17 protein-coding genes are annotated in these 17,625 nt (G+C 60.7%); 8 read left to right on the top strand and 9 right to left on the bottom strand.

Features of this window, described 5'->3' with window-relative positions; genetic code table 11:
• The first annotated feature begins 14 nt into the window (after window positions 1-14).
• Entirely contained in the window at window positions 15-1,046 is a 1,032-nt protein-coding gene (locus RRF55_RS18240; protein ID WP_002909005.1) for a methionine synthase, read from the top strand.
• Between the two features lie 82 nt (window positions 1,047-1,128).
• Here the strand turns inward: RRF55_RS18240 and RRF55_RS18235 are convergent, their stop codons facing one another.
• From RRF55_RS18235 to RRF55_RS18215, 5 genes are all read right to left on the bottom strand, one after another.
• On the bottom strand, window positions 1,129-2,316 hold the full coding sequence (locus RRF55_RS18235) for an MFS transporter (RefSeq protein WP_014343176.1): 1,188 nt from the start codon (window positions 2,314-2,316) through the stop codon (window positions 1,129-1,131).
• A gap of 56 nt (window positions 2,317-2,372) precedes the next feature.
• Window positions 2,373-3,134, bottom strand: coding sequence for an ABC transporter ATP-binding protein (locus RRF55_RS18230; protein ID WP_048993261.1), 762 nt, complete (start codon window positions 3,132-3,134; stop codon window positions 2,373-2,375).
• The gene (locus tag RRF55_RS18225) at window positions 3,134-4,171 is read right to left on the bottom strand and encodes a FecCD family ABC transporter permease (protein ID WP_064153497.1); all 1,038 of its coding nucleotides are present in this window, start codon (window positions 4,169-4,171) and stop codon (window positions 3,134-3,136) included. The genes RRF55_RS18230 and RRF55_RS18225 overlap by 1 nt, the downstream gene beginning before the upstream one ends.
• Complete coding sequence (locus RRF55_RS18220; protein WP_004200258.1) at window positions 4,171-5,169, bottom strand: ABC transporter substrate-binding protein; 999 nt, start codon at window positions 5,167-5,169, stop codon at window positions 4,171-4,173. Before RRF55_RS18220 ends, RRF55_RS18225 begins: the two co-directional genes overlap by 1 nt.
• Window positions 5,170-5,327: 158 nt before the next feature.
• A complete protein-coding gene (locus tag RRF55_RS18215; protein WP_004200256.1) occupies window positions 5,328-6,239 on the bottom strand; it encodes a LysR family transcriptional regulator in 912 nt (303 codons plus the stop codon).
• Window positions 6,240-6,335: 96 nt separating this feature from the next.
• On the opposite strand from RRF55_RS18215, the gene RRF55_RS18210 reads away from it, so the two are divergent.
• The 4 genes from RRF55_RS18210 to RRF55_RS18195 all read left to right on the top strand — a co-directional run bounded on the left by RRF55_RS18210 (window position 6,336) and on the right by RRF55_RS18195 (window position 12,306).
• On the top strand, window positions 6,336-7,322 hold the full coding sequence (locus tag RRF55_RS18210) for an NAD-dependent epimerase/dehydratase family protein (RefSeq protein ID WP_130974812.1): 987 nt from the start codon (window positions 6,336-6,338) through the stop codon (window positions 7,320-7,322).
• Window positions 7,323-7,418: 96 nt separating this feature from the next.
• Complete coding sequence (locus RRF55_RS18205) at window positions 7,419-8,033, top strand: TetR/AcrR family transcriptional regulator (protein WP_002908963.1); 615 nt, start codon at window positions 7,419-7,421, stop codon at window positions 8,031-8,033.
• Window positions 8,034-8,107: 74 nt separating this feature from the next.
• Entirely contained in the window at window positions 8,108-9,217 is a 1,110-nt protein-coding gene (locus RRF55_RS18200) for an efflux RND transporter periplasmic adaptor subunit (protein ID WP_439419152.1), read from the top strand.
• Window positions 9,214-12,306, top strand: a complete 3,093-nt coding sequence (locus RRF55_RS18195) for an efflux RND transporter permease subunit (protein ID WP_087791390.1) — start codon at window positions 9,214-9,216, stop codon at window positions 12,304-12,306. Before RRF55_RS18200 ends, RRF55_RS18195 begins: the two co-directional genes overlap by 4 nt.
• 55 nt (window positions 12,307-12,361) lie before the next feature.
• Here RRF55_RS18195 and lldD read toward each other — a convergent pair whose 3' ends face one another.
• From lldD to RRF55_RS18175, 4 genes are all read right to left on the bottom strand, one after another.
• Window positions 12,362-13,546 (bottom strand): FMN-dependent L-lactate dehydrogenase LldD, encoded by a 1,185-nt coding sequence (gene lldD, locus RRF55_RS18190; protein ID WP_004151846.1) that lies wholly within the window; start codon window positions 13,544-13,546, stop codon window positions 12,362-12,364.
• 254 nt (window positions 13,547-13,800) lie between these two features.
• The gene (locus tag RRF55_RS18185) at window positions 13,801-14,433 is read right to left on the bottom strand and encodes a TetR/AcrR family transcriptional regulator (RefSeq protein ID WP_002908882.1); all 633 of its coding nucleotides are present in this window, start codon (window positions 14,431-14,433) and stop codon (window positions 13,801-13,803) included.
• Window positions 14,430-14,825 carry a DoxX family protein gene (locus RRF55_RS18180; RefSeq protein ID WP_004143228.1) on the bottom strand — a complete coding sequence of 132 codons (396 nt, stop codon included), beginning with the start codon at window positions 14,823-14,825 and terminating at the stop codon, window positions 14,430-14,432. Before RRF55_RS18180 ends, RRF55_RS18185 begins: the two co-directional genes overlap by 4 nt.
• 100 nt (window positions 14,826-14,925) lie before the next feature.
• Window positions 14,926-15,063, bottom strand: a complete 138-nt coding sequence (locus RRF55_RS18175) for a hypothetical protein (protein ID WP_014343173.1) — start codon at window positions 15,061-15,063, stop codon at window positions 14,926-14,928.
• On the opposite strand from RRF55_RS18175, the gene RRF55_RS18170 reads away from it, so the two are divergent.
• From RRF55_RS18170 to sufB, 3 genes are all read left to right on the top strand, one after another.
• Window positions 15,062-15,259 carry a hypothetical protein gene (locus tag RRF55_RS18170; RefSeq protein ID WP_002908880.1) on the top strand — a complete coding sequence of 66 codons (198 nt, stop codon included), beginning with the start codon at window positions 15,062-15,064 and terminating at the stop codon, window positions 15,257-15,259. The genes RRF55_RS18175 and RRF55_RS18170 overlap by 2 nt on opposite strands.
• 483 nt (window positions 15,260-15,742) lie before the next feature.
• On the top strand, window positions 15,743-16,120 hold the full coding sequence (sufA, locus tag RRF55_RS18165; protein WP_004143232.1) for a Fe-S cluster assembly scaffold SufA: 378 nt from the start codon (window positions 15,743-15,745) through the stop codon (window positions 16,118-16,120).
• 2 nt (window positions 16,121-16,122) lie between these two features.
• Entirely contained in the window at window positions 16,123-17,610 is a 1,488-nt protein-coding gene (gene sufB / locus RRF55_RS18160; RefSeq protein ID WP_002908877.1) for a Fe-S cluster assembly protein SufB, read from the top strand.
• Window positions 17,611-17,625: the final 15 nt, after the last annotated feature.

The following is a 17,625-nucleotide window of genomic DNA, read 5'->3' as shown; positions in this document are numbered from 1 at the left end:
AAAGGCTAATGACTATGAAAACATGGCTTCCGACATCGACCGCCGGCAGTTTACCGAAACCTTCCTGGCTGGCGCAGCCAGAGACTCTGTGGTCGCCCTGGAAACTGTCCAGCGAAGAATTACTGGCCGGCAAGCGCGACGCCTTGCGGTTATCCCTCGACGACCAGCTGCGGGCCGGGATCGATATTGTCAGCGACGGCGAGCAAACGCGGCAGCACTTTGTCACCACCTTCATCGAGCACCTCAGCGGGGTGGATTTTGCCAAACGCGAGATCGTGAAAATTCGTAACCGCTATGAGGCCAGTGTTCCAACGGTGGTGGGCGCCGTGGAGCGCCAGAAACCGGTCTTCGTGGAGGACGCTCGCTATCTACGGCAGCTCACCAGTCAGCCGATCAAATGGGCGCTTCCGGGCCCGATGACCATGATCGACACGCTGTATGACAACCACTATAAAAGCCGGGAAAAGCTGGCCTGGGAATTTGCTAAAATCCTCAATCAGGAAGCGAAAGAGTTAGAGGCTGCGGGGGTTGATATTATTCAGTTCGATGAGCCGGCCTTTAACGTCTTCTTCGATGAGGTCAACGACTGGGGGATCGCCGCCTTAGAACGAGCCACCGAAGGGCTGAAGTGTGAGACAGCGGTGCATATCTGCTACGGCTATGGCATCAAGGCCAATACCGACTGGAAAAAGACGCTGGGCTCCGAGTGGCGACAGTATGAAGAGGCTTTCCCGCAGCTGCAGAAATCGTCCCTTGATATTATCTCTCTCGAGTGCCACAACTCGCGCGTGCCGATGGATCTGCTGGAGTTGATCCGCGGTAAAAAGGTGATGGTCGGGGCGATCGATGTCGCCAGCCATGCTATCGAAACCCCGGAAGAGGTGGCTGGAACCCTGCGCAAGGCGCTGGCGTTCGTCGATGCCGACAAACTCTACCCGTCCACCAACTGCGGTATGGCGCCGCTGCCGCGCCATGTCGCGACCGGCAAACTGCACGCCCTGAGCGCCGGCGCCGAGATTATTCGTCGCGAGCTGGCGGCAAAGTAAGGCGGGGCGCGCCCGTTATCTTCCCCAGGCGGTGTACTTTATCGTCGGTTCACTTCCAGAGCGGGCTGTCGCCCGCTCTGCGTCATGTTGCCGCCAGCGGGCGACAGATTGCCCGCAGGGCGACGGCGCTGCACAGCGGAAACAGCGCCAGCAAAAGCCAGGGATAAACCGCCTGCGGCGACGGAATGAGCGCCAGGTCAAGCAAATGACCGAGCAGTAAATTCCCGGCTAACACCGCGCACCCTCCTGCGGTGGCGAGCGCTCCGTAGTGGGCGCCCAGCGTCGACTCCTCGGCGAACAGCGGGATCAGATCCTTGGCTGCGGGCACTAACAGCATCTGGCCGAGGGTGAGCAGCGTGACAAAACCAGCCGCCGGCATTAACCGCAGCCAACCTTCGGCGGGTGGGGCGGCGGCGAATAACGCCACGCTGGCAAAGGAAGCCGACAGCAGCAGAAAGCCCACCGGCAGGATGCGCACGGCGCCCATTCGCCGGGCGAAGCGGGCGAGAGGGAGCTGGAGGGTGATAATCAACAGCGAGGCCAGCATAAAGAGCGGCGCCAGATCCTGCTCGCGGCCGCCGGAACGTTGGATCTCCACCGGCAGGGCGAGGTACAGTTGGTTGTAGCTCAACAGCCATGAGCTGTAGGCGAGAATAAACGCGACAAAGCGCGGCTGGCGCAAAGGCGTCCACCATGGGACTCGTCTGCGCGTTGTTGTCGTGTGCCCGTCGGCGGGCAGACAGAAAAAGAGCACCGCCAGCGCCAGAAGAAATATTCCCGCGCCGGCGAGGGCGATATGCCGAAAGCCGATCCCGCTCAGCACGCCTCCGGCCACCGGGCCGATCACCGCTCCCAGTTCACCGCATACCGCAAACAGCGCAAACCACTCGGCGCGACTGCGTTTCCCGTTGGCCTGGCTGTGGGTACCGGCCCGCGCCAGCAGGGCCTCTATCGACGGGGAGAACAGGGCGCCGCCGACGCCGGTCAGGCAGGCGCCGAGGATAATGGGCCACAGCGACGCCCCGCACGCCAGCAGGAGAAAACCGGCGACGCGAACGACGCAGCCGGCGAGAATGATCGCCTTAGCGCCATAGCGGTCGGCCAGCGTCCCGCCGAGGATAAACATGCCCTGCTGAGAGAAGGTACGCAGCCCGAGGATCAGGCCGATAAGTCCGCCTGAGAGCAGCATGTCGTCGCGCAGGAAGAGGGCGAGGAAAGGAACGACCGCGTAAAAGCCAATATTAAAAACGAACTGGCTTCCCAGTAACACCGGAGGCCAGAGGGTTGCCGCAGGGCGCAGGGAGAAAAGAGGCATATCCGCCCAACCTAAATGATGAAATGAATGTGCTTTTTGCCGTGGTAAGGGGAGATCTCGATTTTGGTTTTCACCCGGAAAACGTCCCACAGCAGCGCTTCGGACAAAATCTCCTCCGGCGTCCCGCTGGCGAGGATCTGCCCCTGCTGCATCACGATCAGCGAATCGCAGAACATCGCGGCATGGTTAAGATCGTGAATGGCCACAATGCTGGTTACCGGCAGCTCGCTGATCAACTGCATTAACTGCATCTGATGGTGTATATCCAGATGGTTGGTCGGCTCATCCAGCAGGATTTCGCTCGGACTCTGCGCCAGCGCGCGGGCGATATGCACCCGCTGCCGCTCGCCGCCGGAGAGGCTTAACCATCCCTGTTCGCTTTTCTCCAGCATCGCTACCCGCTGCAGCGCGGCGGCAATCGCCTCGTCATCCTGAGCGCTCCAGTTTGAGAACGGAGAGTGGTGGGGAATGCGTCCCAGGCGCACGACGTCGCGCACCCGCATATTGGCCTCGGTCATGCCGTGTTGCTCGACGAAAGCCACGCGGCGGGCGAGCTGCTTTTTCGCCATCCGGGCGATATCCTGGCCGTCGAGGGTGACGCGACCTGCATCCGGGCGGCGCAGGCCCGCCAGAACGCGCAGCAGCGAGGATTTGCCGCAGCCGTTGGGCCCCAGCAGTCCGACCGTTTCGCCTCGCGGCACCCGCAGCGAGACATTATTGACGATGACCTTTTTGCCTGCCTTCCAGGTGATATTTTCAGCGCAAATACTCATCACTTATTCCTTGAGCGGTAGATAATCACGGCAAAGAAAGGCACCCCAACCAGGGCGGTTACTACCCCAACGGGCAGACTTTGCGGGGCAATCAGCAGGCGCGACGCAATGTCCGCCAGTACCATCAATATCGCCCCTGCCAGCGCGCTGGCGATCAGCAACGTTCGGTGCAGCGGGCCAAAGAAGAAACGCATCACGTGGGGCACCACCAGGCCAACAAAGCCGATTGAGCCGGCCATGCTGACGATGGTGGCGGTGATCAGCGCCGCAGTGGTGAAGAGGATCAGGCGCACGCGCGGCACAGCAATCCCCAGCGAGGCGGCGGCATCGTCGCCGAAGGTGAACGCGTCCAGCGCCCGGGCATACCACAGGCAGACCGCCAGACCCGCGAGCACCACCACAATGACCAGCTGGAATTCGGGCCAGCGAACGCCGCTGAAGCTGCCCAGCAGCCAGAACATCACATCGCGCGCCTGCTGCGCGCTGGCGGAGGTGCTGATGGTATAGGCCGTGATGGCGTTAAATAACTGCGAGGCGGCAACGCCCGCAAGAATCGTACGCTCATTGCCGCCGCGCGCGCCGTTAGTCAGCAAGGCGACAAAGGCGAAGGCGGCGAAGGCCCCGGCAAAGGCCCCGGCCGAGAGGGAAATTGCGCCAGCGCCAAGGCCCAGCACCACGATCGACACCGCGCCGGTGGAGGCCCCGGCGGAGACGCCGAGGACGTAGGGTTCCGCGAGGGCATTTTTCAGCAGGCTTTGCAGCACGACGCCGCAGATAGCGAGGCCTGCGCCGCAGCAGGCGGCGACCAGCGCGCGGCTGAGGCGGAAATCCCAGATAACGCTCTCATAGATACGGTTGAGAGGCTCAGCGGTTAAGCCGGTTCTGTTGCTGATAGCGTAAAAGACATTCTGCAGCGGGATGGCCAGCTCGCCGACGCTGACGCCCACCGCTATCACCAGCGCCAGCACGATCACGGCCAGTAAACACCAGCCGGTGAGCAGTATGCTGCGGCGCGTCTCAATCGCGGCGACGCTCATCAGTTAAGCCCCATTTTTCTCAGCTGCTCGCCCACCTGTTCCGCGCCGTAAAGCGTGCGAATGGTCGGATTCATCGCCTGACCGTCCATGACCACGATATGGCCTTTTTTCACCGCCTCCAGCTGGCTGACGGCGGGATCGCTTTTGAGGAATTTGATCTTCTCCTCGGCCTTATCCAGCGCCCAGCGGTTACGGTCCAGACTGGCGACCACGATCACATCCGGGTTGGCGGCAATAATGCTCTCCCAGCTCACCGTGGGCCACTCGGTCTCGGAGGTTATCGCATTATGACCGCCCAGCACGCTGGCGATAAAGCCGGAGGCGCTGTTTTTACCGCCGACATAGGCATCGGCCGAAGGCGAGGCGCTGGAGAACCAGAAGACGAAGGAGAGATCTTTTTTGCTTTTACCAAACTCCTGGCGCAGGTCGGCTTCACGTTTTTTGAAATCGGCAATTAGCGCCTGACCACGATCTTCGACGTTGAAAATGCGGGCGAAATCGCTAATCTCCTGATACAGCCAGGTCATATCCCACAGCTTTTGCCGGCTGCCGTACATATCGCCGGTGGCCTTTTTAGTGGCGCACATCCCCGGTGAAACGTAGCTGTTCACGCCGACGGTGGCGAGATCTTCACGCCTGGCGACTTTGCTTTCCGGCCCCAGCAGCAGCGGCAACTGGGCGGGAACGAAATCAGGATTTTGCGCCAGCACCGATTCCAGGCTCGGAATTTCCACCGTCAAGGTTTTAATCTTCGCGTTTTGCTCAGCCAGCTGCGGTAAAACGCTGGTCGGCCAGAAGGCGCTGGCGACCACCTGCTTTTGCAGCCCGAGCAGCAGCAAAATTTCGACCGTATTTTGCCCCAGCGCGACCACGCGCTCCGGCGGCCGGGTGAAGGTCTCCTGATAGCCGCAGTTTTCAATCGTCAGGGGGTAGGTTGTTGCCAGCGCGGAACTGACGGCGGTGAACATCAAGCCTAACGCGCAAAGGACCTTCTTCATTAAACGCTATCCTTGTAAACAGGCGAGTGGATGACCAGCAAATGGGAGTAATGCAAATGAAACTCATTATTGGGGCGGGGTTTTATACAATGCCATATTTACAGTGTCAATGAGTGACTATTTCCGCAGGCAATGAAATGCCCGCGCGATGGGGTGGGTCAGCTCGCCAGTGGGCCACGAATATACGCCTGCAACCCCTGGGCGAGAAAATCAAATACCCGCTTACAGGCAGGGCTGTGGCGCAGATCCTCATGCATTACCAGCCAGGTATCAAGATACAGAGAAAAGTCGGCCGCCAGCACTCGCTGCAGGGGAATAATGCCATCCGCAAGGGGCACCTGGCAGATGCCGATCCCCGCTCCGGCGCGAATCAGGCTCAACTGGGCGAGGTCGCTATCGGTCCGCATCGCGAAGGCCTCACGCTGAAAACGAGGGTAAGCCTGCAGCGCCCGGCGAACAAGTGGGGTGGCGCTATCGAAACCAATCAGCGCGTGGCTGGCCAGATCGTCGAGGGTCGTGGGCAGGCCCTGGCGCGTCAGGTAGGCGGCGGTGGCATGTAACCCAAGCTCAATCCTGCCGAGACGGCGGGCGATAAGCTGCTCCTGCTGCGGGGCGACCATCCGCACCGCGATATCCGCCTCCCGGTGAAGCAGATCCTGAAATCGATTGGAGAGCATCAGTTCGATGACGATATTCGGGCACGCCTGCCTGAGCCGGGCAACCAGCGGCGGCAGCACCTCGGCGCCGACCACCTCGCTGGCGGCCACCCGCACCACGCCACGCAGATCGGCTCTGTCGCGACTAAAGTTGGCCGCCGTGCGTTCCAGCGCCCGGGCGGTGTTGTCCATCGCCTCGGCATGCACCCGCAGCGCCAGCGCCGCGTCGGTCGCCAGCAGGCCGGTTTGCGAGCGGGTAAATAAGGCCTGGCCGAGGGCGGTTTCCAGCCCGGCAATATGGCGCCCCGCCGTCGGCTGAGTGATGTTCAGGGTGCGCGATGCGCCCGATAAAGAGCCTTCCTGCAGGACGGCGAGAAAGGTTCGGTACCACTCCCAGGGAATAGAGGTATTCATACAAATATGTATAGCCGTTCGACGATGGTATGCAATTTCATTTGATATGAGCCGCAGGTAGGCTGTCAAGCATCCATTAGCGAACGGGGAAAGAGGATGAACAGCAGCGGCAAGGTACTTATTCTGGGAGCAAGCGGGGGCATCGGCGGGGAAGTGGCGCGCCGGCTGGTGGCAGACAACTGGCAGGTTCGGGCGCTGAAGCGCGGCGCCCAGATGCGTGATCCCGAAGATGGCATACAGTGGATAGCCGGCGACGCGCTGGATGGCGGCCAGGTCGCGGCGGCGGCTGCCGGTTGCGACGTCATCGTCCATGCGGTGAATCCGCCGGGCTACCGGCACTGGCGGCAACAGGTACTGCCTATGCTGCGCAACACCCTGCAGGCTGCCGAACGGCAGCGGGCGCTTGTAGTCCTGCCCGGCACGGTCTACAACTATGGACCGGATGCCTTTCCGCTGATTGCTGAAGAGGCCGCACAACAGCCGGTGACCCGCAAAGGCGCCATCCGGGTGGCGATGGAGCTGGCGCTGAAGGATTACGTGCAGCGCGGCGGCCGGGCGTTGATTGTTCGGGCGGGCGATTTTTTTGGCCCGCGCGCCGGAAATAACTGGTTTTCTCAGGGGCTGGTCAAGCCTGGTCAGCTTCCCCGCATCATTAGCTACCCGGGGGCGATCGGCGTGGGGCATCAGTGGGCCTGGCTGCCCGACGTGGCCGCCACCATCGCCGCGCTGCTCGCCCGCAGGCGCGAGCTTGAGCCGTTCGCCCGCTTTCATATGCAGGGCCACTGGGACCCGGACGGCAGCGAAATGAGTCAGGCGATCCAGCGGGTGGTCGCCCGCTATGGCGGCAGGGCGGTAGTGAAGTCCTTTCCCTGGTGGCTGGTGAAGCTGGCGGCGCCCTTCAACGCCACCCTGCGCGAAATGGTCGAGATGCACTATCTCTGGCGTCTGCCGGTACGCCTGCGCAACGATAAACTGGTTGATTTTTTAGGCGCGGAACCGCATACCCCGCTCGACAGCGCGGTTTATCAGACGCTGCAAGGCCTGGGTTGTCTGCCCTGCGGCGCGATAAACACCGAGGCGTGACGCGGCGAAGCGGATCGCAAACCGGGGCGTTATTGTGACCAAATCATAATAACGTCACTCGTTGTCAAACGATAACGATCGCATTAAGCTAAACGGATGACGAAAAATACCCCCACCCCTGCAAGCCGTGGTCCCCATGACCACAGCGTTCGGGACCAGATTCTTGACGCGGCCATGGCGCACTTTAGTCGCTATGGCTATGAGAAAACGACGGTCACCGATCTCGCCAAAGCGATAGGCTTTTCCAAAGCCTATATCTATAAATTCTTTGACTCCAAGCAGGCGATTGGCGAGGCGATTTGCGCCAGCCGGCTGGAGAAGATCATGGTGGCCGTCAGCGAGGCCATCGCCGATGCGCCGTCCGCCAGCGAGAAACTGCGCCGCCTGTTCCGGGCGCTGACCGAGGCCGGCAGTGAACTGTTTTTCGAGGATCGCAAACTGTACGACATCGCCGCCGTCGCGGCGCGCGATAAATGGCCTTCAACGGAACAGTATGCCGGTCATCTGCAGCAGCTGATTGGTCAAATTCTTGTCGAAGGCCGCCAGGCGGGTGAGTTCGAGCGCAAAACCCCGCTGGATGAAGCGACCCTGGCGGTGTATATGGTGATGTGTCCTTTCATCAACCCGGTGCAGTTGCAATACAATCTCGACACCGCGCCCACCGCGGCGGTGCTGCTTGCCTCCCTGATCCTGAGAAGTCTCTCCCCCTGATTAGTGACTATTGACTTTATTGGTCACTAGTCTGAGAATGCGGTCACCATCCGGTCTTTTCATTAAGGTGACCCATGCTCAGGCTCAACGCCGTCCATCTTGCCGTCTGCCTCCTGCCGCTGGCCCTCGCGGGCTGCGGCGAACCTGCCGATCATGACGACCCCCGCATCCGGCCGCCGCTGGTCCGGGTGGCGACCGTCGAGCGCGCGGAGGCCGGCTCGCGGGCCTTTACCGGCGTGGTAGTGGCCCGAACCCAAAGCGACCTCGGCTTCAGGGTGGCGGGAAAAGTGCTTGAACGGCGGGTGGAAACCGGGCAGAGCGTCAAGCGCGGTCAGCTGCTGCTGCGCCTGGATCCGGCTGATCTAGCCTTGCAGGCGCAGTCTCAACAGCGGGCCGTGGATGCCGCGCGGGCGCGAGCCAAAAAGGCGGCCAACGATCTGGCCCGCTATCGCGGCCTGGTGGCGAGCGGCGCCATCTCTGCCGCGGAATTCGACCAGATTAACGCGGCAGCAGAGGCGGCGAGAGCCGACCTCAGCGCGGCCCAGGCGCAGGCCAATGTGGCGCAAAACGCCACCGGCTATGCCGGACTGCTGGCGGATGCTGACGGCGTGGTGGTGGAAACCCTCGCTGAGCCGGGGCAGGTGGTCAGCGCCGGGCAGGTGGTGATCCGCCTGGCGCGGGCGGGGCAGCGCGAAGCGCGGGTGCAACTGCCGGAGACGCTGCGCCCGGCGGTCGGCAGCGAGGCGCTGGCGACACGCTATGGCAGCGAATCTCAGCCGGTCACGGCGACCCTGCGCCTGCTTTCGGACGCGGCTGACGCCACCACCCGCTCCTTTGAAGCGCGCTATGTACTGAACGGCGCGCTGGCGAATGCCCCGCTGGGGTCTACCGTGACCCTGCGCATCGGCAACGACCAGGCGCCAGGCCAGGTGCTGGCGGTGCCCCTGGCGTCGGTCTACGATCCGGGTAACGGCCCTGGCGTCTGGCGCATTGCCTCTCGTCCGGCCACCGTCTCCTGGCAACCGGTGACCGTGCTCGGCCTGAATGATGAAACCGCGCGGGTGACCGGCCCGCTGAAGCCCGGCGAGCCGATCGTCGCCCTGGGCGCCCATCTTCTGCACCAGGGCGAGGCGGTGCGTCTGGCGGAACGACGCGAGCATAATGCCGCCGGGAGCCAGCCATGAGCGCCGGGCGTTTTAATCTCTCCGCGCTGGCCGTCCGCGAGCGGTCGGTGACCCTGTTTTTGATTATCCTTATCTCCGTCGCCGGGCTGGTGGCGTTCTTCGGACTCGGGCGAGCGGAAGATCCGCCCTTTACGGTCAAGCAAATGACGGTCATTACCGTCTGGCCCGGCGCCACCGCGCAGGAGATGCAGGATCAGGTCGCCGAGCCGCTGGAAAAACGGCTCCAGGAGCTAAAGTGGTACGATCGCACGGAGACCTATACCCGGCCTGGCATGGCGTTGATCACCCTGTCGCTGCAGGATCAGACCCCGCCTTCCGAGGTGCCGGAGCAGTTTTATCAGGCGCGCAAGAAGCTGGGCGACGAGGCGAAAAATCTGCCTGCCGGCGTCTCCGGCCCGATGATGAATGACGAATTCGCCGACGTCACCTTTGCGCTCTTTGCCCTGAAGGCGCGGGGAGAGCCGCCGCGGCAGCTGGTGCGTGACGCCGAAGCCTTACGCCAGCAGCTGCTGCATGTTCCCGGGGTGAAAAAAGTGAATATTCTCGGCGAACAGGCGGAGCGCATTTATCTCTCCTTTTCTCATGACCGTCTCGCCACTCTGGGTCTCTCGCCGGAGGCGATTTTTGCCGCGCTGAACAGCCAGAATGTGCTGACCGCCGCCGGGGCTATCGAGACCCGGGGCGGGCAGATCTTTATCCGCCTCGATGGGGCATTTGACCGCCTGCAGCAGATCCGCGACACGCCGATTATTGCCGGGGGCAGAACGCTGAAACTGGCCGATGTCGCCACGGTTGAGCGGGGATATGAAGATCCCGCCACCTTCCTGATCCGCCATCAGGGCGAACCGGCGCTGCTGCTGGGCGTGGTGATGCGCGAGGGCTGGAATGGTCTGGCGCTGGGGAAAGCGCTGGACGCCGAAACGACCAGCATCAATCAGAGCCTGCCGCTCGGCATGTCGTTGACCAAAGTGACCGATCAGTCGGTGAATATCAGCGCCGCGGTCGATGAGTTCATGATCAAATTCTTTGTCGCCCTGCTGGTGGTGATGGCGGTGTGCTTTGTCAGCATGGGGTGGCGCGTGGGCGTGGTGGTCGCGGCGGCGGTGCCTTTAACCCTCGCCGTGGTGTTTGTGGTGATGGCGGCGACCGGCAAAAACTTCGACCGCATCACTCTCGGCTCGCTGATCCTCGCCCTGGGGCTGCTGGTGGATGATGCCATCATTGCCATCGAAATGATGGTGGTCAAAATGGAGGAGGGGTATGACCGCCTCAAAGCCTCGGCCTATGCCTGGAGCCATACCGCCGCGCCCATGCTGGCCGGTACCCTGGTGACGGCCGTGGGCTTTATGCCCAATGGATTTGCGCAGTCCACCGCCGGGGAGTACGCCAGCAATGTGTTCTGGATCGTCGGTATCGCGCTGATTGCCTCCTGGATTGTGGCGGTGATTTTTACCCCCTGGCTGGGGGTGCACCTGTTGCCGGACAGAAAGCCCGTGGCGGCCGGCCACGCCGCGCTGTATGACACCCCGCGCTATCAGCGCTTCCGTCGGCTGCTGACCCGGGTTATTGCTCATAAATGGCGCGTGGCCGCCGGAGTGGTGGCGCTGTTTATCGTGGCGATCCTGGGCATGAGCGTGGTGAAAAAGCAGTTTTTCCCCACCTCCGATCGTCCGGAAGTGCTGGTTGAAGTGCAGCTGCCTTACGGGTCGTCGATTAGCCAGACCAGCGCCGCGGCGGCGAAAATTGAGCACTGGCTGCAGCGGCAGCCGGAGGCGAAGATTGTCACCAGCTATATCGGCCAGGGCGCGCCGCGCTTTTACCTGGCGATGGCTCCGGAATTGCCCGATCCCTCCTTCGCCAAACTGGTGGTGTTGACCGACGGGCAGGGTGCCCGCGAGGCGCTCAAGCGGCGGCTGCGGGAGGCGGTGGTCAATGGCCTGGCGCCGGAGGCGCGGGTGCGCGTCACTCAGCTGGTGTTTGGCCCTTATTCGCCTTATCCGGTCGCCTGGCGGGTGATGGGGCCCGATCCGCACGCTCTGCTCGACATCGCCGAGCGGGTTAAATCGGTGCTGCAGGCCAGTCCGCTGATGCGCACCGTCAATACCGACTGGGGTTCGCGGGTACCGGTGATGCATTTCAGCTTCAATCAGGACCGGCTGCAGGCGAGCGGACTCAGCTCCCAGTCCGTCGCCCAGCAGCTGCAGTTCCTGCTGTCAGGGATCCCGATCACCACCGTCCGGGAAGATATTCGCGCCGTGCAGGTGATCGGCCGCGCGGCGGGCGACATCCGTCTGGATCCGGCGAAAATCGCCGACTTCACCCTGGTGGGCAGCGGCGGGCAGCGGGTTCCCTTGTCACAGATTGGCGACGTGTCGATCAGGATGGAGGACCCGCTGCTTCGCCGTCGCGACCGCACGCTGATCATCACCGTCCGCGGAGATGTTGCGGAGAACCTGCAGCCGCCGGATGTCTCCACCGCGCTGATGAAGCCGCTGCAGCCCATTATCGACTCGCTGCCGCCTGGCTATCGCATCGAGACGGCGGGGTCGATTGAGGAATCCGGCAAGGCCACCCGGGCGATGGTGCCGTTATTTCCGATAATGATCGCCCTCACGCTGCTGATCATTATCCTGCAGGTGCGTTCGCTGTCGGCGATGGTCATGGTTTTCCTGACCGCGCCGCTGGGGCTGATTGGCGTGGTCCCGACGCTGCTGCTGTTCAATCAGCCGTTTGGCATCAATGCCCTGGTGGGCCTGATCGCCCTGTCGGGGATCCTGATGCGCAATACGCTGATCCTGATTGGCCAAATCCATCATAACCAACAGGCGGGGCTCGATCCGTTCCACGCGGTGGTGGAGGCGACGGTGCAGCGCGCCCGCCCGGTTCTGCTGACCGCGCTGGCGGCGATCCTGGCGTTCATTCCGCTCACCCAGTCGGTCTTCTGGGGAACGCTCGCCTATACGCTGATTGGCGGGACGCTGGGGGGAACCATCATGACCCTTATCTTCCTGCCGGCCATGTACGCGATCTGGTTCCGCATCCGCCCGGCGAACACGGTACAACAGACAGAGTTGCACCTTCAGAGGTAATTCCACTTTGCCGGACCTGGGCGAGGCACATGGCCAGGCCAGGTCCCGGGCAGCGTCAGGCGGGTAAGGATACCGGCACCGCATGAGTGCGGTGTTGATCCTGTTCGAGGCGATCAAGACAATCGAGGCTGATGGCCGATGGCGAGGTCGCGCCGGTGAGGGTCATGGTAACCTTCATATCCTCGGCAAATAAGCGCAGCAGATGCGCCACGCCCGCTTCGCCCGCCGCGGCCAGGGCATAAATATAGGCCCGACCGAGCAGCACGCCTTTCGCGCCGAGGGCCAGCAGACGTATAACGTCCACGCCGGAGCGCACCCCGGAATCGGCAAGCACTGTCAGATCGTCGCCGACCGCATCCACCACCCTGGGCAGCGCCCGGGCGGTGGGGATGGCGCCATCGAGCTGTCTGCCGCCATGATTCGACACCACAATACCATCGGCGCCCAGCCGCACGGCATTGCGCGCATCGTCGGCATCGAGGATCCCTTTGATGATTAATTTCCCTTGCCAGCTGTCGCGGATCCACTCCAGATCGTGCCAGGCGATGGACGGGTCGAAGTTGTTGCTGATGAACCCCATATAGTCGTCCATGGTCATTTTGTGGCCGGTGTAGGCTTCGATATTACCAAACGACAGGGGTCTGCCCGCCAGCCCGACGTTCATCGCCCAGCGCGGATGGGTGCAAGCCTGGAGATATTGTCGCAGGGTGGCGTGCGGCCCGGACATCCCTGAGCGGTTATCGCGATACCGCGAGCCGGGGATTGGCATATCGACGGTAAATACCAGGGTTTTCATGCCAGCGGCCCAGGCGCGCTCCAGCGCGTTACGCATATAGCCGCGATCTTTCAGTACGTACAGCTGGGACCAGAGCGCGCCGCTGGCGTGGCTCGCCACCTCTTCAATCGAGCAGACCGACACGGTGGATAAGGTGTACGGGATCCCGGCGCGGGAGGCGGCGCGGGCCGCCTGGACTTCGCCGCGGCGGGCGTACATCCCGGTGGCGCCGACGGGCCCCAGCGCCACGGGCATCGCCCATGGGGCATCAAGGATCGTGGTCGCCAGCGTCGGTTCGCCGGCCCCGCACAGTACGCGCTGGCGAAGAGCTACCGAGGCAAGCTCGGCGGCGTTGGCGTTCATGGTGTTTTCCGCCACCGCGCCACCGTCAATATAATCGAAAAGGAAGCGGGGCAGACGACGACGAGCGGCTTCGCGATAATCGCTGGGGGCTGAAACAATCATTATTATGTCCTTATGTTTTTTAACCTTAGTGGATGTTCTGCAGGTAAAAAAACTATAGGCTTCTAAAAACCGGTGGGGAAATGAAATATTAGCATTCCCACTATTCCCTCATGGAATAATCTGCGTTGCACTCTGTGGTTGTTATTTTCTTTTAATGCTAACCGGTAAGGACATTATTTTTTGCGCCGGGCGCGGATTGGGCACAATAAATCAGCCTTGCGCCAGGCCACAGCACTGAAAAGGGGAAGGAGAGATCAGCCCGGCGCCAGGGAATACGCGCGCAGAAAGACGTCCAGGGCGCGCTCAACCCGCTGTTTGATTTCGTCGTCGGACAGCGGAGGTCTTGCGCCAAGTTTTATCGCCAGGCTGGTCATTCCCAACCATAAACCGGCCAGTTCGTCGGCAGCCTCCTGCGGATCGCAGGCTCGTAAAGTACCGGCTTCGATCGCCTCGGCGATGATCGCTTCCAGCATCTGCTGCGCGCGCCCCGGCCCGGCGGCGTAAAAGCGGCCGGGGAGATCGGGGTGACGCACGGCAGCCGAGGCGATCAGTCGGTCCCAGCCGGTCAGTTCCCGCTGGTTGATAAAGCGGACAAAGCGATAGCCAAACGCCGTCAGTACCTCGATCAGTGGCAGATGATGGCGCTGGGCGAAATCATGGTCGCTGATGGTGAGATCCGATTCCTGGCGTAAGACCGCCTCTATCAGATGTTCTTTATCGCTGAAATTGGCATACAGGGTGGCTTTCGCCACCCCGGCTACGCGGGCGATTTCGGCCGTTGTCACCTCCAGGCCCTGTTCCAGAAACAGCTTACGGGCGGCCTGAAGTATCGCCTGCGTTTTCAATGGATCTTTTGGCCGACCTTTCTGACGAGGGGTTTCGCTCATCGCCGATAGCCTGCAAACAGCGCGCTCATAATTAATCCTCCGACCACGGTAATGTGTTCAAGCGCAATATGGAATTCCTCAGTGCGCCGGGGTTCACTGAAGGCCCAGAAGGCGTGTCCCAGCGGAATAGTGAGTAATGTAAACACAATCAGCATCCCCGATCCAATCCAGCCGTAGCCGGCAGGATTAAAAACGATCAGCGCCGAACCCGCCAGCTGGCAAAAAATCGTGCCCGCCGCGAACAAGACCGGCCACGGCAGGCCGACGGTCACCATCTCCTGAACGATCTCCGCGAAATGAAAGACGCCGTAGATGCCTGCCATCCAGAAGAAGAAGGTCACCAGGACGCGAGAGAGACAAAGGGTGATGAAAAACAAGGTCGAATTAGGCATAAGATTTTACGCAATTGATAATAAACAGACTAAGGAGTCTAAAAAATAATTTCAAGACTCACAAGTCTGTTAATTGTCCATTAGTGTTATGCCATTGTAATCAGCCGCTTAGTTTGTTTTTCTCCTGCCAGGTGCCCTGCCGCAGGCTTTGCGTCAGACGTAAAGAAGGTGAATTTGAAATTGAGCAGATGGTATCTTTTGCTAGCCTTTCTGAGGAGGACAGACGGAGCGACACCATGAAAGATAAAGATGAACAAACGGCATTGATTGGCATGGCCATCGGCGCGGCGGTCATTAGCTTAGTGGCTACACAAAAGCAGATTAATCAGGGGAGTATCGTGGATGAACTGGTGAGGCTGGGCAGACAGAAGGGGGACGGGGTAGAGGATGAGGTCTTTGTCCAGGCCGCCCGGCTGGTGAGTAAAGGCACCTAGCCAGCCGGTATCCCGCCTGGCAGCCCCGTTTGCCCGTTTTATTTTGGTTTTTATTTCCCGAACGCGGCCAGGCGAGCGGCGCTTATTCCTTTCCTGAAGCGTTACCGGCGGGCGCTTTCACTACCCGCTTTTTGCTAGCGCATGGCCGGGGCCGCGCCCCGCGCTGGCATGGTCTTTCTGTTACGTTGTCACTTTATGCTCGTCTGCAAAGGATAACCAGCAAGGTGGTCTGCCGCTATTGCATAAATCGGTATTTTCGATACATCTTTGCCATTGCGTGCGGAGATAGAATGATTTCAAAATAACATATTATAAATCAATCGATTAAGTTCTATTTGCACGCCCTGATAATCCCCGGGCGAGGGTCTATGCTTATAAAAAGCACTAAATGAGGCAATACCCCTGCTGCAGAAGGGTTGAAGTGATAATCATTATCACTAACATGGCGGTATGCCTTGATGGCGCCAACCTGGAGGTCTATCGATGGAAGTACAAGCAGGAACTTTTAATCCCGCCGATTTCAGCTGGCAGGGACTGACCATGACGCCGGCCGCTGCCGCGCATATTCGCGATCTGATGCGCAAGCAGCCGGATAAGAAAGGGCTGCGGCTGGGCATTAAAACCAGCGGCTGCGCTGGTTTTGGCTATGTGCTCGAAATGATTGCCGAGCCGGCGCCCGACGATCTGCTCTTTGAATCTGACGGGGCGAAGCTGTTTGCGCCGCTGCAGGCGATGCCGTTCATCGACGGCACCGAGTTGGATTATGTCCGGGAAGGTTTAAATGAAATCTTTAAATTTCATAACCCGAAAGCGCAGCATGAGTGCGGCTGCGGCGAAAGTTTTGGGGTGCAGGCGGAGTAACTATGTCGCGTAATACTGAAGCAACTGACGATGTCAAAACCTGGACCGGCGGCCCGCTCAACTACAAAGAGGGCTTTTTTACTCGCCTGCAAACCGATGAGCTGGCCAAAGGCATTAATGAAGAAGTCGTTCGGGCTATCTCGGCTCGCCGCAATGAGCCGCAGTGGATGTTGGAGTTTCGTCTGAATGCCTACCGGGCGTGGCTGGAAATGGAGGAGCCGCACTGGCTGAAAGCGCATTACGATAAGCTGAATTATCAGGATTACAGCTACTATTCCGCGCCCTCCTGCGGCAACTGCGATGAGACCTGCGCCTCCGAGCCTGGCGCGGTGCAGCAGACCGGGGCCAATACCTTTCTGACCAGCGAGGTGGAAGAAGCCTTTAACCAGCTGGGCGTGCCGGTACGCGAAGGGCGCGAGGTGGCGGTGGACGCGATATTTGACTCGGTGTCGGTGGCGACCACCTACCGAGAAAAGCTGGCCGAGCAGGGGATCATCTTCTGTTCTTTCGGCGAGGCGATCCACGACCATCCGGAACTGGTGAAAAAGTATCTGGGCACCGTAGTGCCGGGGAATGACAACTTCTTTGCCGCGCTGAACGCCGCGGTGGCTTCGGACGGCACCTTTATCTATGTGCCGAAGGGCGTCCGCTGCCCGATGGAGCTGTCGACCTATTTCCGCATCAACGCCGAAAAGACCGGGCAGTTTGAACGCACCATTCTGGTGGCCGATGAAGGCAGCTACGTCAGCTATATTGAAGGCTGCTCGGCGCCGGTGCGCGACAGCTATCAGCTGCATGCCGCGGTCGTTGAAGTCATCATCCATAAAGACGCGGAAGTGAAATACTCCACGGTGCAGAACTGGTTCCCCGGCGATAACAACACCGGCGGGATCCTCAACTTCGTCACCAAGCGCGCCCTGTGTGAAGGGGAGAACAGCAAAATGTCATGGACCCAGTCGGAAACCGGCTCGGCCATCACCTGGAAATACCCCAGCTGCATCCTGCGCGGCGATAACTCGATCGGCGAATTCTTTTCGGTGGCGCTGACCAGCGGCCATCAGCAGGCGGACACCGGCACCAAAATGATCCATATCGGCAAGAACACCCGCTCGACCATCATCTCGAAAGGGATCTCCGCCGGACACAGTCAGAACAGCTATCGCGGGCTGGTCAAAATCATGCCGACCGCCACCAACGCCCGCAACTATACCCAGTGCGATTCGATGCTGATCGGCCCGGACTGCGGGGCGCATACCTTCCCGTATGTTGAATGCCGCAACAACAGCGCCCAGCTGGAGCACGAGGCGACCACCTCGCGGATTGGCGAAGATCAATTGTTCTACTGCCTGCAGCGCGGGATCAGCGAAGACGATGCCATCTCGATGATCGTCAACGGTTTCTGTAAAGACGTCTTCTCCGAGCTGCCGCTGGAGTTCGCTGTAGAGGCGCAAAAATTGCTGGCCATTAGCCTTGAACATAGCGTCGGCTGATAATTAAGGAAAAAA

It is taken from the genome of Klebsiella sp. K47, from assembly GCF_051858335.1.
In the GTDB taxonomy this organism is placed as follows: Bacteria; Pseudomonadota; Gammaproteobacteria; order Enterobacterales; family Enterobacteriaceae; genus Klebsiella; species Klebsiella pneumoniae.
This window is presented reverse-complemented; position numbering and strand designations above follow the sequence as displayed.